This is a genomic window from Microbacterium nanhaiense (assembly GCF_014646015.1).
GTDB lineage: Bacteria > Actinomycetota > Actinomycetes > Actinomycetales > Microbacteriaceae > Microbacterium > Microbacterium nanhaiense.
On the sequence record NZ_BMMQ01000005.1, the window covers coordinates 205603 to 219778 of the forward strand.

At 67.8% G+C, this 14176-nt stretch carries 12 protein-coding genes; 7 read left to right on the forward strand and 5 right to left on the reverse strand.

Going from position 1 to position 14176, the window contains the following annotated elements:
• The first annotated feature begins 209 nt into the window (after positions 1-209).
• The 4 genes from recA to miaA all read left to right on the forward strand — a co-directional run bounded on the left by recA (position 210) and on the right by miaA (position 4626).
• On the forward strand, positions 210-1259 hold the full coding sequence (gene recA, locus IEX05_RS09845) for a recombinase RecA (RefSeq protein ID WP_188701367.1): 1050 nt from the start codon (positions 210-212) through the stop codon (positions 1257-1259).
• Positions 1260-1261: 2 nt separating this feature from the next.
• On the forward strand, positions 1262-2041 hold the full coding sequence (locus tag IEX05_RS09850) for a regulatory protein RecX (protein WP_188701369.1): 780 nt from the start codon (positions 1262-1264) through the stop codon (positions 2039-2041).
• Between the two features lie 78 nt (positions 2042-2119).
• Entirely contained in the window at positions 2120-3664 is a 1545-nt protein-coding gene (gene miaB / locus IEX05_RS09855) for a tRNA (N6-isopentenyl adenosine(37)-C2)-methylthiotransferase MiaB (protein ID WP_188701371.1), read from the forward strand.
• Between the two features lie 59 nt (positions 3665-3723).
• Positions 3724-4626: a tRNA (adenosine(37)-N6)-dimethylallyltransferase MiaA gene (gene miaA, locus IEX05_RS09860; protein WP_373286299.1), complete on the forward strand. Its 903-nt coding sequence runs from the start codon at positions 3724-3726 to the stop codon at positions 4624-4626.
• A gap of 101 nt (positions 4627-4727) precedes the next feature.
• Here the strand turns inward: miaA and IEX05_RS09865 are convergent, their stop codons facing one another.
• From IEX05_RS09865 to IEX05_RS09885, 5 genes are all read right to left on the reverse strand, one after another.
• The gene (locus IEX05_RS09865; protein ID WP_188701372.1) at positions 4728-6854 is read right to left on the reverse strand and encodes a right-handed parallel beta-helix repeat-containing protein; all 2127 of its coding nucleotides are present in this window, start codon (positions 6852-6854) and stop codon (positions 4728-4730) included.
• A gap of 6 nt (positions 6855-6860) precedes the next feature.
• Positions 6861-7691: a carbohydrate ABC transporter permease gene (locus tag IEX05_RS09870; protein ID WP_229661245.1), complete on the reverse strand. Its 831-nt coding sequence runs from the start codon at positions 7689-7691 to the stop codon at positions 6861-6863.
• A complete protein-coding gene (locus IEX05_RS09875) occupies positions 7688-8641 on the reverse strand; it encodes a carbohydrate ABC transporter permease (protein WP_229661246.1) in 954 nt (317 codons plus the stop codon). Before IEX05_RS09875 ends, IEX05_RS09870 begins: the two co-directional genes overlap by 4 nt.
• 6 nt (positions 8642-8647) lie before the next feature.
• Complete coding sequence (locus tag IEX05_RS09880) at positions 8648-9934, reverse strand: ABC transporter substrate-binding protein (protein ID WP_188701381.1); 1287 nt, start codon at positions 9932-9934, stop codon at positions 8648-8650.
• A gap of 116 nt (positions 9935-10050) precedes the next feature.
• The gene (locus IEX05_RS09885; RefSeq protein WP_188701383.1) at positions 10051-10770 is read right to left on the reverse strand and encodes a FadR/GntR family transcriptional regulator; all 720 of its coding nucleotides are present in this window, start codon (positions 10768-10770) and stop codon (positions 10051-10053) included.
• A 107-nt stretch (positions 10771-10877) separates the two neighbouring features.
• Between IEX05_RS09885 and IEX05_RS09890 the strand changes: the two genes are divergently transcribed.
• The 3 genes from IEX05_RS09890 (at position 10878) to IEX05_RS09900 (ending at position 14142) form a co-directional block, all read left to right on the forward strand.
• The gene (locus IEX05_RS09890; RefSeq protein WP_188701385.1) at positions 10878-12011 is read left to right on the forward strand and encodes a mandelate racemase/muconate lactonizing enzyme family protein; all 1134 of its coding nucleotides are present in this window, start codon (positions 10878-10880) and stop codon (positions 12009-12011) included.
• An 84-nt stretch (positions 12012-12095) separates the two neighbouring features.
• Positions 12096-13187: a Gfo/Idh/MocA family protein gene (locus tag IEX05_RS09895; RefSeq protein WP_188701387.1), complete on the forward strand. Its 1092-nt coding sequence runs from the start codon at positions 12096-12098 to the stop codon at positions 13185-13187.
• Positions 13188-13227: 40 nt separating this feature from the next.
• Positions 13228-14142 (forward strand): sugar phosphate isomerase/epimerase family protein, encoded by a 915-nt coding sequence (locus IEX05_RS09900; RefSeq protein WP_188701389.1) that lies wholly within the window; start codon positions 13228-13230, stop codon positions 14140-14142.
• Positions 14143-14176 lie beyond the last annotated feature (34 nt).

The window sequence follows — 14176 nt, forward strand, 5'->3', positions numbered from 1 at the left end:
GAATATTCGTTCTATGAGGCGTAGCGTTGTTCACAACGTGGAGATCGTGCTTGTTCTCCACATCTTCGGGTGATCCGCTTCGTTTGTCAGTGGTTCTCCGTAGCGTGGAAACAGGCAAGACGCCACGCGCCCTGTCGAAGAATCCGTCCCCGTGAGGCGGATCGCGACAGCCTATGGGCGGCGGTACACGAGCGAAGAAGGAGTTCATCATGGCTACGGCTACAGATCGCGAGAAAGTCCTCGAAACGGCACTCGCGCAGATTGATCGTCAGTTCGGCAAGGGGTCGGTCATGCGGCTCGGCAGCGAAGAGCGCGCCCCTGTCGAGGTCATCCCCACGGGCTCCATCGCGCTCGATGTCGCCCTCGGAATCGGCGGGCTGCCGCGCGGTCGCGTCGTCGAGATCTACGGCCCGGAGTCTTCGGGTAAGACGACGCTGACGCTTCACGCGATCGCCAACGCTCAGGCGGCGGGCGGTATCGCGGCGTTCATCGACGCCGAGCACGCGCTCGACCCGGAGTACGCGCGGAAGCTCGGCGTGGACATCGACGCGCTTCTCGTGTCCCAGCCCGACACGGGTGAGCAGGCGCTCGAGATCGCCGACATGCTGATCCGCTCGGGCGCGATCGACCTGATTGTCATCGACTCGGTCGCGGCGCTCGTGCCCCGCGCGGAGATCGAGGGCGAGATGGGCGATTCGCACGTGGGTCTCCAGGCCCGACTGATGTCGCAGGCGATGCGTAAGATCACCGGTGGCCTGAGCCAGACGAAGACGACGGCGATCTTCATCAACCAGCTGCGTGAGAAGGTCGGTGTCTTCTTCGGCTCTCCCGAGACGACCGCCGGCGGCAAGGCGCTGAAGTTCTACGCCTCCGTTCGCCTCGACATCCGACGCATCGAGACGATGAAGGACGGCGGCGACGCGGTGGGTAACCGCACGCGCGTCAAGGTCGTTAAGAACAAGATGGCCCCGCCCTTTAAGCAGGCGGAGTTCGACATTCTCTACGGCACGGGAATCTCGCGCGAGGGTTCGCTGATCGACTTCGGCGTCGAGCACAACATCGTCAAGAAGTCGGGCTCGTGGTACACGTACGACGGTGACCAGCTCGGCCAGGGCAAGGAGAACGCGCGTCGTTTCCTGAAGGAGAACGCCGACGTCGCCCTCGAGATCGAGAACAAGATCAAGGTCAAGCTCGGCCTGCTCGAAGACGACTCGGCCGCGGTCGAGGCGCCCGAAAGCGACGAGCGCGCCGCGGCCTGATCATGCGCACCTCGCATGACGACGGGGGCGAACGCCTCGCCCCCGTCGTGCCCCTCTTCGGTGGGCCGGCGCCCGAGGCGCCTGCCCACCCGGAGAACCGGCCCGGCGGCCCCCGGGCCGACCTCGACGAGAACGACCCGCAGTGGCACACCACCTGGCAGGGTGCGCCCGTGCGCCGCGTCGCAGATGCTCTCGCGAGCGGCGACGATGCGGCCCTTCCGGATCTGAGCTCCGTTTCGGAGACCGACGACACCGCGCCCGACAACACCGAGCCCGACGAGACGGATTCCGAAGAGATCGCGCATCGCGCCGAGCAGCGGCTCGTTCGTGCGCTCGGCTCACGTGGCCTCTCGGAGCGGGAGGCACGCGATCGACTCCGTCGTGACGGCGTCGAGTCCGAGCTCGCGGAAGACATCATTGACCGTCTTCTGCGCGTCGGTGCGATCGACGACGACATGCTGGCGGAGCAGCTCGTCTATCAGGCGACCACCCGCAAGAATCAAGGCCGCAAGGCCGTGGCTCAGACGCTCGCCAAGCGCGGGCTGTCGCGCGACGCGATCGATCGCGCGATCGAAACGCTTCCCGACGACGATGCCGAGCGGGCGCTCGAGTTCGCACGCACGAAGGCCGGGTCGCTCGCGCGTCTCGATCACGACACCGCCCTGCGCCGCCTGGTCGGGCAGCTCTCCCGCCGTGGGTTCGGAGGGGCGATGGCGATGCGCGTCGCGACGCAGGCGCTCGACGAGGCGCGCGGCGGCGGCCGTCGGGTGCGCTTCCAATGATCGCGCCGGGGTGCGCGGACGTTTCGTGATGTCCGCGCACCCCGCTCACACCCTCAGCTCCGTAGAATGGCTCTCGCTATGACCACGCCATCTTCTGCCCCGACGCTCATTGACCCGTCGCCCGCTGCCTTCGACGAAGACGGCCGCGCCCGCACCTACGAGGTGCGCACCTTCGGGTGTCAGATGAACGTGCACGACTCCGAGCGCATGTCCGGATCTCTCGAGAGCGCGGGATATGTGCGCGCCGCAGAGGGCGAGGACGCCGACGTGGTCATCATCAACACGTGCGCCGTGCGCGAGAACGCCGCGGGCAAGCTCTACGGCACGCTGGGCCACCTGAAGTCGGTGAAGGACAAGCGCAAGGGCATGCAGATCGCCGTCGGCGGTTGCCTCGCGCAGATGGACAAGGACACCGTCACGCAGAAGGCGCCCTGGGTCGACGTGGTCTTCGGCACGCACAACATGGGTTCGCTCCCGCAGCTGCTCGAGCGCTCGCGTCACAACGGCGAGGCGTCGCTCGAGATCCTCGAATCTCTCGAGGTCTTCCCGTCGACGCTGCCGACAAAGCGCGACTCCCACTACTCGGGGTGGGTATCCATCTCGGTGGGCTGCAACAACACCTGCACCTTCTGCATCGTTCCGAGTCTGCGCGGCAAAGAGAAGGACCGCCGGCCCGGCGACATTCTCGAGGAGATCAAGCTCCTCGTCGACGACGGCGCGATCGAAGTGACGCTGCTCGGTCAGAACGTCAACAGCTACGGCGTCGAGTTCGGCGACCGCCAGGCGTTCAGCAAGCTGCTCCGCGCCTGCGGAGAGATCGAGGGGCTCGAACGCGTGCGGTTCACGAGCCCGCATCCCGCTGCCTTCACCGACGACGTCATCGACGCGATGGCCGAGACGCCGAACGTGATGCCGCAGCTGCACATGCCGTTGCAGTCCGGCAGCGACAAGGTGCTGAAGGACATGCGCCGCTCGTACCGCTCGAAGAAGTTCCTCGGCATCCTCGACCGCGTGCGCGAGAAGATCCCGAACGCCGCGATCACGACCGACATCATCGTCGGGTTCCCCGGCGAGACCGACGAAGACTTCGAAGACACCATGCGGGTCGTCGAGGCGGCGCGCTTCTCGAGCGCATTTACCTTCCAGTACTCGATCCGCGAGGGCACGCCCGCCGCGACGATGCCGAACCAGGTGCCGAAGGCGGTCGTGCAGGAACGCTACGAGCGCCTCATGGCGCTTCAGCAGCGCATCACGCTGGAAGAGAACGAGAAGCAGCTCGGCCGCAGCATCGAGGTTCTCGTCTCGACCGGCGAGGGCAAGAAGGACGCCTCGACGCAGCGCCTGACGGGCCGGGCCGAAGACAACCGGCTCGTGCACTTCGAGGTGCCGGAGGGATCCGAGACGCCGCGCCCCGGCGACGTCGTCACCGTCACGGTCACGCATGCCGCACCCTCGCACCTGCTGGCCGACAGCACCGACGGAGCACCGCTGAAGATCCGTCGCACCCGCGCGGGTGACGCCTACGATCGCTCGCTGTCCGACAGCTGCGCCGTGCCCTCGCCGGCAGGTGCGGGCGACGGCAAGGTCGGTCTCGGCATTCCGACGCTCCGCGTTGGGCTGTGATCGCCGGCCCCGCGGCCGCGGCTGATCCCGGATCCGTGGGGGCGCCGTCGGCGGACACCCTGCTGTGGAACGCGGCGGAGGCGGCGGACGAGCCGCACCTCTGGGCGGTCGTGGGCGCGACGGGCACGGGCAAGAGTGAGCTATCCCTCGATCTTGCGGAAGCGCTCGACGGGCACGGCCGGGCGGCGGAGATTGTCAACGCCGACGCGATGCAGCTCTATCGCGGTATGGACATCGGCACGGCGAAGCTGCCCGTCGGCGAGCGCCGCGGTATCGCTCACCACCTCTTCGACGTGCTCGGCGTCACACAGGAGGCGGCGGTCGCCGCCTATCAGGAGCAGGCGCGCGCCGCGATCGATGACATCATCTCGCGCGGTCGCCACGCGATCCTCGTCGGCGGATCCGGTCTCTACGTGTCGAGCGTGATCTACGACTTCCGCTTCCCGCCGCGAGACAACGAGCTCCGCGCCGAGCTCGAGGCGCGCCTCGAGTCGGAGGGCGCCGGCGCGCTCTACGAGGAGCTTCGGCTGAAGGATCCGGCGACGGCCGAGCGGGTGGATCCGCGCAACGGCCGCCGCGTCGTGCGCGCGCTTGAGGTGCTCGCACAGGGCGATGCCGGCCACGGCGCCGCATTGCCGGAGAAGCCCGTGCCGTGGCGAGACATGACGATCGCCGGGCTGCGCATGGAGCGGGAGAGGCTCGTCGAACGCCTCGACCGCCGCGTCGAGCTGATGTGGGAACAGGGCATGCTCGCCGAGACCGACGCCCTGCGCGCGGAGGGGCTCGAAGAGGGCAAGACGGCAAGCCGCGCGATCGGCTACGCCCAGGCCCTCGCCCAACTCAAGGGCGAGAAGACCGAGGCCGAGGCGATCGCCGAAACCCAGGCCCTCACCCGTCGCTACGCCCGCCGCCAGGTCAGCTGGTTCAAACGCTACGAGAACACCCTCTGGCTCACCCGTTGAAATGACACTTGTGGGCCGTCGAGGGGCGCGATACCCCTCATAAGTGTCATTTGAACGGGTGGGGGTGCGGATGAGAGGGTGCGGCGTGTGACGGACCTCGCTCAGCCCTGCGTTGGCAGGAACGGGTCGACGAGTGTGGGGCCGGCCAACGGGTGGCGGCGGTCGGGGACGGCGCGGGGGCCGGCGCCCGAGACGTCCGGGATCCGGATCCCGAGATCGTGGGCCGGGGACTCGGCGTCAACCGTGAAGTCGTCCGAGAGACGCGGATCCGCGTCGATCGAATGCAGGTCGTGGTCGAGCCTCGCCCACTCCGCATCGAGGGCCTCGGTGATGTCGAAGCCGACGGATCCGTCGGCGCCCTTCGGGCGCTCCGCGTTCGCGGCCCGAACCGCACCGGGGATGGGCGAGGCATCCCAGAACAGGTTCAGGTCGCTGTCGATCCGATAGTTCCGCACGTCGCGCGCGCCCGGCGTTCCGACGAAGCCGGGGGAGGAGCTCCCCACGACGATGTTGCGCAGGAAGGTGAACGAGGTGTGGTCCTCGGGGCGGGTAATCGAGATCTGGCCCTCGCGGCCGCGCGCCCAGATGTTGTCGCGCACGATGACCTCGCGCCCGTAGTGCTGGTGGTAGCACTGGCTCGAGGTATCGTGCACGACGTTGCCCTCGATCACGACGTGGCTGGAGCCCTCGTCGAGGTAGATGCCCCAGCCCCCGTAGTTCTGGCACTCGACGTCGTGGATGTGGTTGCCGCGCACCACAGTCCCGGGCGCGATGCCCAGCAGGTACACGCCGCCCATGTCGTTGAGCTTGCCCTGGCCGAGGTGATGGATGTGGTTGCCGACGATGAGGTTGCCCTCGGACGGGCTGCGCAGATAGTCCCACATCCATCCGACCGAGATGCCCGAGTAGGGGAAGTCGCGGATCTCGTTGTGCGCGATGACGTTGTGCGAACCATGCTGGAACAGCATCGCGACGGCGCCGCGGTACACCTGCCCGCCGCGCTCCGCGGTGCAGTCGGAGACCTCGTTGGCGCGGTTGAAGTCCGCGGCGAGCGGGTCGATGCCGCCGCCGGAGCGGACGGCTCCCGCGCCCAGGTCGCGGAAGACGACACCGGAGACGAGGTTTCCGCGCGATCCGGCCCCGAGCGAGAGCCCATATCCGCCGACGCGCTCCACGGATCCGCCCGTGACGGCGCAGCCGCGCGCGTACGCGAAGCGCAAGGCGGCGGGCACGGTCGCGGCCGCCTGCACGTCGGCGGCGTAGCGTCCGTCGGCGGGAAGCTGCGGATCCTCCCTCACCCCGAACGGCGGGGTCGCGGGCGGAACCGAGGCGAAGTCGGCCTCGGCGAAGGAGATGCCCTCGAAGCGCACCTCGCGCACGGGCCGCTCCGCCGTGCCCTCGACCGACACGAAGGCGTCGGTCACGGGAAAACGCACGTCGAGATGCTCGGGCGACTCGGCGGAGGCGAAGAGGATGTGCGGCCCCTCGAGCCCGGAGATCCGGCCGGTGGCGTCCAGGTACCACTCGCCATCGACCTCGCCGAGCGACTCGGCGACGTTGTCGAGGTAGTAGCGGGCGAAGGTGGCGGCCGCGTCGTCCCGCAGCGCGAAGATGCTCGTGAGGCTGCTCGTGACGGTGCGCGCCGCGCGATCGATCGATGCGATCGGCATCCGCTCCTGCACCCAGTAGTGCGGCACGACGATCTCGACGGCGCTCTCCTCGGCGAGCTCGGGAATCTCGCCGTCGCGGTACCGAAAGCTTGCGGATCCGTCGAAGAGCGTCCCGACGAAGCTGCCCTTCGGATCCAGACCCTCCTGCTCCTCCACGCGCAGGAAGCCCTCGCGTGGGTATCGCGGGCGGGGCGCGGCGCCCCCGTCGACATAGAGCCGGCGGCCGCTCGCGCGGGGCGCGGGCGCCGCCCACACGGAACGCCCGTTCACGGTGACGGGCCGCCAGCCCGCGATCCGCACCGAGCCGCGCAGCACCGGCGGATCCGCGGGGTCGACGGCGACGACCGAGGTGAACGAGTCGGTCGCGTCGAACACGACGGGTTCGGCGTGCGCGTACTCGCCGCCCGCCATCCAGATCACCGCCCGCTGGCCGGGCTCGCGGCGCCGACGCACGAGGTCGAGCCCGTGCGCCAGGTCGTTCGCGGGGTAACCGTGCGAGCCGTCGGCGAACGGCGAACCGTCGGGGGCGACGTAGACCTCGATGCGGTCGGTACTCATGGAGGATCAGCCCTTCGTTGCGCCGGCGGTGACGCCGGCCGTGATCTGTCGCTGGAAGATGAGATAGACGACGATGATCGGCAGCACGGTCAGCATCACGCCCGCGATGTACGTCGGCACGTTATCCGGGTACTGGCCGCGCAGCGTGCTCACGCCGACCATGACGGTACGCTTCTCGGGGCTCTGCATGAGCAGCAGCGCGATGAGGATGTCGTTCCAGATGAACAGCGCGTTCAGGATGCCCATCGAAATGAGCGCGGGCTTGCCGCTCGGCACCATGATGCGCCACCACACGCCGAAGAGGCCGTTGCCGTCGACGCGGGCCGCCTCCGTCATTTCCTTCGGGATGCCCGAGTAGTACGAGGTCATGAAGTAGACCGTGAACGGCAGGTACTGGGCGACGTAGGCGATGATGAGGCCAGGGAAGGTGTCGATCAACCCCATCGAGCTCAGCACCTTGATCGTCGGCACCATGATCACCTGGAACGGGATCATCATCATCGCGAGGATGATGAGGAACGCCACCTTGCTGCCCCGGAATGCGAGGTGGCTGAGGGCATAGCCGCACATCGACGCCAGCAGGAGCAGGATCGCGACGGAGATCACCGTGACGATGATCGTGTTGAGGAAGTAGCGGCCCATGCTCGCGTTCGTCCAGGCGTCCGCGAAGTTCTGCACGTTGAACGTCTGCGTCACGCCGAGCCGGTCGAGAACGTACCCCTTGCGGTCCTTCAGCGAGACGTTGAGCGCGAAGAGCATGGGGTAGATGGTGGCGAGCGCGAGCACCATCATGGGCACGGCGATCACCCACTGGGTGGCGCGTTGGCGGCGCATCATGCCTCCTTCGTCGCGCGGCGCAGCACGCGGATCTGAATGAGCCCGATGACGAGGACGATCAGCAGCAGGAACACGCTCGCGGCGGACGCCAGGGCGGGGCGCGCCTCTCCGTTGAGCTTCCAGATGAGGAACTCGGGCAGGTAGCTGGAGGCTCCGGGACCGCCGGCCGTCATCGTGTAGAGCAGGGCGAACAGGCCCGTCAGCATGCCGATGGTGGTCGTCACGAACACGAACTGGATCGTCTGGCTGAGGCTCGGGATGATCACGTGGACGATCTGCTGCCACAGGTTCGTGCCGTCGATCTTCGCGGCATCGAGGAGCTCCGCGTCGAGCGTCGCGAAGCCCGCGAGGAAGATCGTGAACGCCATGCCGAAAGTCGCCCAGATGTGCACGACGAGGACCGTCGGGAGCGCGGTGGCGGGTAGGCCGAGCCAGTCGACGGCCGGCAGGTTGATCGCGCCGAGGGCGGAATTGAACGGGCCGTTCGCGCTGAGGATGATGTTGAAGATCGCGCCGATGATGATGGGCGAGAGAACGACCGGAAGGAAGTAGACGCTGCGGTAGAAGCGGTGCCCGGGCACCTTGAGGAAGATGAAGGTCGCGAGGATCCCCGCGAAGAACACCTGCACCGGCACGAACAGCAGGACGATCACGACGTTCTTTGCCGAGGCGATGAACCGCTCGTCGTACAGCAGGAAGGTGTAGTTGTCGAGGCCGACGAATTGCCCGTTGAGCTCACCGTCGCCGGTGAAGGAGAAGTTGATGCCGAGAACCAGCGGGTACAGGCGGAAGACGACGAGGATGGCGATGACGGGCAGCACCATCAGGTACGGCGCGAGACGCTCGGCGTTCCAGGGGCGCCGACGGCGCGGCGACTGCGAGCCGCGCGGGCGACCCGCACCCTTGCCGCTCGTGACAAGGGTGCGGGTCGACGTTGCGTAGTTCGACAATGCGGATCAGCCCTTCGCAGCGTCAGCGAGCTGCGCCGTGGCATCGGCGACCGTCACGTCGCCGTTCAGGAGCTGCTGGCCGAGGCGGTGCAGCAGGTCGAGCTCGTCGGCGCCGAGCGCGGTGTGCAGGAGCGGCTTGCTGCCGGGCAGCTCGGCGACGATCTCGTTCGCCGACGAGATGTCGGTGTCGAGGGTGATCGTCGTGTCGGAGGTGATCTGGCCGCCGGCCAGCGAGTACGCGGCGAGCGCGTCGTGGTCGACGGACGCACGGATCCAGTCGACCCCGAGGTCCTTCTTCTCCTCGTTGAGGATGCCGTAGCCGATGCCGCCCTCGGCGGGGAGCGCAACGGTCGTGCCGTCGTTCGTCGCCACCGGCATCACGAAGCCGAGGTCGTCGCCGAGGAACTCATCGAACTGCTTCCAGTGGGCGGTGCCGCTCATGAGGCCGATGACCAGCGCGGCGTCGCCTGCCGAGAAGATGTCGAACGAGTCGTTGAACATCGCCGTCGAGTTGGCGCCGTCGTTGTACCAGCCGTCGGCCGACGAGTCGGCCCACATCTGCAGGACCTGCGTGGCGTGCTCGCTCGTCCAGTCGCGCTCGCCCGCGATCCAGGCGTCGTACTCCTCCGGGGTGAACACGCCCGAGCCGAAGCCCGAGAGGAAGAACTCGATGCCGAGGCCCTCCTTGTTGCCGAGAGCGAAGCACGAGGCGTCGGTGCTGTCGAGGATCGCCTGGCACGCGCTCGTGAGCTCGTCCCACGTCTGGGGTGGGTTGTCGGCGTCGAGCCCGGCCTCCGCGAAGAGCGCCTTGTTGAAGTAGATCGGGAAGCCCTGCAGGAAGGTGGGCGCCGAGTAGGTCTCGCCGCCCTCCTCGAACGCGGGCCATCCCGCCAGCTGGTCCTTCAGATCGGCGAGCTCGTCCGTGACCGGAACGAGCGATGCCGCGCGGCTCTTGATCTGCGTGCCGCCGTTGTAGAGGGCGAGGTCCGGCCCCGTTCCGGCCTCGATCGCGCTCCCCAGCAGCGTGTAGTACTGGTCGAACGGCTGGTTCACGATCTCGACGGTGACGTCGGGGTGCATCTCCGCGAACGCCGCCTTCACGTCCTCCGTGTACGCGGCAGCAGCCTCGTCGGCATCGCCCCAGTTCCAGATCGTCAGCTCCTGAGCGGATCCGCCCGACGGGGCGTCCGTCGAACCGGAGTCTCCCGGCGTGGTCGGCGCGGCGCCGCCGCAGCCGGTGAGGGTCACGAGCGCGACGCCCGCGACGGCGGTGGTGATGATTGTTCGCTTCATTGCGATCCTCTCGGAATGATCCGCTGCGGTGCAGGAGAGTGGTGCGGATGTCCCGAGAAATGTACTACGTCTGATGAACGCTCGTCAACAAACATCACATGAATGATGTTCTCCCGTTACTCCCCGCGTGACGGATCCCTGCGGCGGCTCCACGAGCCGAGGATGTGCTCGCTCATCGCGGTGCGCGACGCGGCCGCGTCGCTCTCCGCGATGGCCTCCGTGATGCGCCCGTGTTCGGCGAGCGTCAGCTCGAAGGAATGAGCGGGGTCGTGGCCCATGAAGCGCGAGCTTCCGACCGCGTGTCCGATGAGAACGCGGGCGATGTTCTCCGCGAGCGTGTTGCCCGATAGCGACATGACGACGTGGTGGAAGCGCACGTCCGCCTGGCGGAACTCCGCCTGGTCGTCGATGTTGTCGGCCATGTTCTGAAGCGCCGCGCGGAGGCGCTCGAGTCCGTCGTCGTCGAGCCGCTGCGCGGCGGCCCCCGCCATCTCGGCCTCGAGGGCGGCGCGCACGATGCTCAGCTCGTCCAGAACCGTCAGGTTGTCGTCGTTGGCGACGAGCGCATCGATGACGAGGGGGTCGAGCATGTTCCAGCTGGTGCGGGGGTTGACGCTGGTGCCGCGTCCCTGCGCGACGGTCACCATGCCCTTCTCCTGCAGGCGCTTCATCGACTCGCGGATCACGGTGCGGCTCACGCCGAACTCCTCGCTGAGCGCGGCCTCGGTCGGCATCGTCGAGTCGGATGGGTGAACGCCCGTGACGATCTGCTCGACGAGCTCGCGCAGCACGGTCGTGCCGATGCGTTCGATGGGGGTGCGACGGGGCGTGTTCATGGGGTCACTCTATGAGGAAATCCGTCCATCTTCGCGAGAACGTTCGGCAATCAGCAGACATATGATGTATGGTCTTTCCAGATTCTGATCTCTGATTCGAGGACGATATGAAGATCACGGGGTACCGCACGCTCCGCACCGTGCACGACTGGGGCCGGCCGGTCGGCGACGTCAATGGGTTCATCGCCTCCGGCGTCACCGACGTGCCGCTCGTGGTTCTCGAAACCGACGAGGGCATCGAAGGGGTGGGCATGGGATCCCACGCCGACCTCGACCGCCTGTTCCCGGCACTCGAGGGGCGGGATCCGCGAGCGGTGTCGGCGCTCTACGACGCGATGCTCGCGCGAGTCTTCAAGTCCTCGCACGCGGGGGCGACCTTCGGCGGCGTAGGCGCCTTCGACACGGCGCTCTGGGACCTCAAGGCGAAGATCGCCGGCGAGCCGCTGTGGCGCCTGCTCGGCGCGGCCGATCGCTTCGTGCCCGGCTACGCGTCCGCCCTCGACATCGCGCTGTCGGACGACGAGCTCGGCGCTCTCTACGGGCGCTTTGCCGAACGCGGCTTCACCTCAGCGAAACTCAAGGGCGGGCGCAGCCTCGAGCGCGACCTCGCCCGTTTCGACGTGCTTCAGCAGCGGATGCCCGGTGCCGACCTCATGCTCGACGTCAACGAGTCGTGGAACCTGGGGCAGGCGGTCCGCTACCTTTCGCGCCTCGAGGAGCGCATCGATCTCGCCTGGATCGAGGAGCCGCTGCGCCGTTGGGACGCGCCGGGGCACGCGCGTCTGGCCTCGTCCATCCGCGCGGCGGTCGCGACCGGGGAGAACCTTACGGGCCTCGAGCAGTACCGCCCGCTGCTCGACGCCGGCGGCGTCGGCATCGTGCAGGCGGGCGCCGTGTGGGGCATCACGCATTTCCTCCGCGTCGCCGTGATGGCTCACTCGCGTGACCTGCCCATCAGCCCCGTCGGGCTCACCGCGAACCACTCCGTCACGGCGGCCGCGGCCGCGGTGCCGAACCACCTCACGGCCGAGATCCAGGACTTCGGCCAGCCGTTCGGCCTCACGCTCGACCAGGAGTTCGCCGACGGCGGGGTCGTGCTCGGCGACGAGCCGGGCGTCGGTATCGCGATCGACGAGGGCGCCATCCGGCAGGCGCACGCCGAGAGCGCGTGGGGAGTGCTCGCCGGGCCGCACGTGCGCTCGCCGCGAGCGGGTCTGAATCTCACCCTCGAGGGGCATTGATGGCGCTTGCGCCGTATGCCACGATGTCATCATCATACGACTGTCGAATGATGAGTACGGCGACGCTTCACGGAGGAAGTACGCATGACAGCTGACGACGCGGGCCTCGTACCCGACCCGCCGATCCGCGCGCGAAACCACATGATCGGAGCGATCGGTGCCGGTGCGATCATGGCCAACGAACACCTCACCGCCTACGGCCTCGCGGGCTTCCCCGTTGCGGCGATCGCCTCGCGCTCGCGAGCACACGCCGCGGAGGTCGCCGCACGGCACGGCATCGAGACCGTGCACGACACCCCGAGCGACCTGATCGCGGATCCGCGGATCGAGATCGTCGACATCGCGTTTCCGCCCGACCAGCAGCCGGCGCTGATCCGCGAGGCGCTCGCCGCGCCGCACGTCAGGGCGATCCTCGCGCAGAAGCCCCTCGCTCTCTCGCTCGACGAGGCGATCGCCCTGCGCGACGAGGCCCGGGCATCCGGCACCCTCCTCTCCGTCAACCAGAACATGCGATACGACCAGTCGATCCGGGTGCTCAAGCAGCTCCTCGACCGCGGCGCACTGGGCGAACCGGTCTTCGCCGCGATCGACATGCACGCCGTGCCGCACTGGCAGTCGTTCCTCGAGAGTTACGACCGGTTGACGATCGCGAACATGGGCGTGCATCACCTCGATGCCCTGCGCTACCTCTTCGGCGAGCCGGTGGAGGTCTCGACGGCGGCGCGCACGGATCCGCGAACCGCCTTCGCGCACGTCGACGGGATCGCGGCGTCCACGATCCTCTTCGACAACGGGGTGCTCGCGACGACCCGCGAGGATGTCTGGGGCGGCCCGCGCCAGGAGGGCTACGACTCCGACTTCTTCATCTCGTGGCGCGTCGAGGGCACCCAGGGCGCCGCTAAGGGAACGATCGGCTGGCCGAACGGCGAGCCGTCCACGCTGTCCTACGCGTCGACGATCGAGACCGACGGGCACTGGCGGACCCCCACCTGGGACACGCACTGGTTCCCGCACGCCTTCGCCGGCGTGATGGAACAACTGCAGTACGCCCTGGAGAGCGGCGAGGAGCCCGCGCTCACCGTCGCCGACAACGTCAGGACCATGGCGCTCGTCGAAGCGAGCTATCGATCCCTCGGCGAGAAGCGCACCGTGCGCCTCGACGAGTTCACCCTGTAGTACCCCACCCACCGGCACGGAGAACGCAAAGGAGCATTCCATGATTCAGGTAGGCATCTTCTCGGGATACTTTCCCTACGACCTCGAGACGACGGCGACGAAGATTCGCGCCCTCGGCTTCAACACGGTGCAGCTCGATCTGCACTTCAAGGACATCGACCTCTCCGACGGGCAGCTGACCGCGGAAAAGGGCAAGCGGGTGCGCGACGTCTTCCGCGCCCACGACCTGCCCATCTGCGGCATCAGCGCGTACACCAACATGATCCACCCGGATCCGGAAAACCGCCGTCACAATGTCGAGCGCGTCAAGGAGATCCTCCGTCATGCCCGAGAGTTCGGCACGCCGTACGTGATCAGCGAGACCGGCACCATGAACCCCGAGAGCGAATGGTCGGGGCACCCCGACAACCGCTCGGAAGAGGCATACGACCTCGCGCGCTCGACCCTGGCCGACTTCGCGCAGACCGCGTGGGATCACGGGGCGACCTTCCTGATGGAGACCTACGTCAACAACGTCATCGGATCGGTGCGCGAGGCCGCGCGCCTGTTCCACGACGTCAACCACCCCGGTCTCGAGCTGCTCATGGACCCGACGAACTTCTTCGAGGTGCACAACATCGGCGACCAGAAGGGCACGCTCGACGAGATGTTCGACGTGCTCGGCGACCGCGTGCGGATCGCCCACGCGAAGGACGTCAAGCTCGCGGGCGACGACAAGAGCGAGAAGCACGCCGACATTGGCGACGACGATGCGCTCGCATCGCACACGTTCCGAGGCGTCGGCGAAATCGAGCTCCCGGCCGCCGGGCTCGGCTTGCTCGACTACGACCACTACGTCAAGCGGCTCTCGGAGCGTTCGCCGAACGTGCCGCTGATCATCGAGCACCTCGACGAGTCGGACGTGCCGCGCGCGAAGAAGTTCATCGACGAGGTCCTCGTCCGCCAGGGCGTCTGAGCCCGTTCGGATCCGGCCGGCGTCGCTTCGGCGG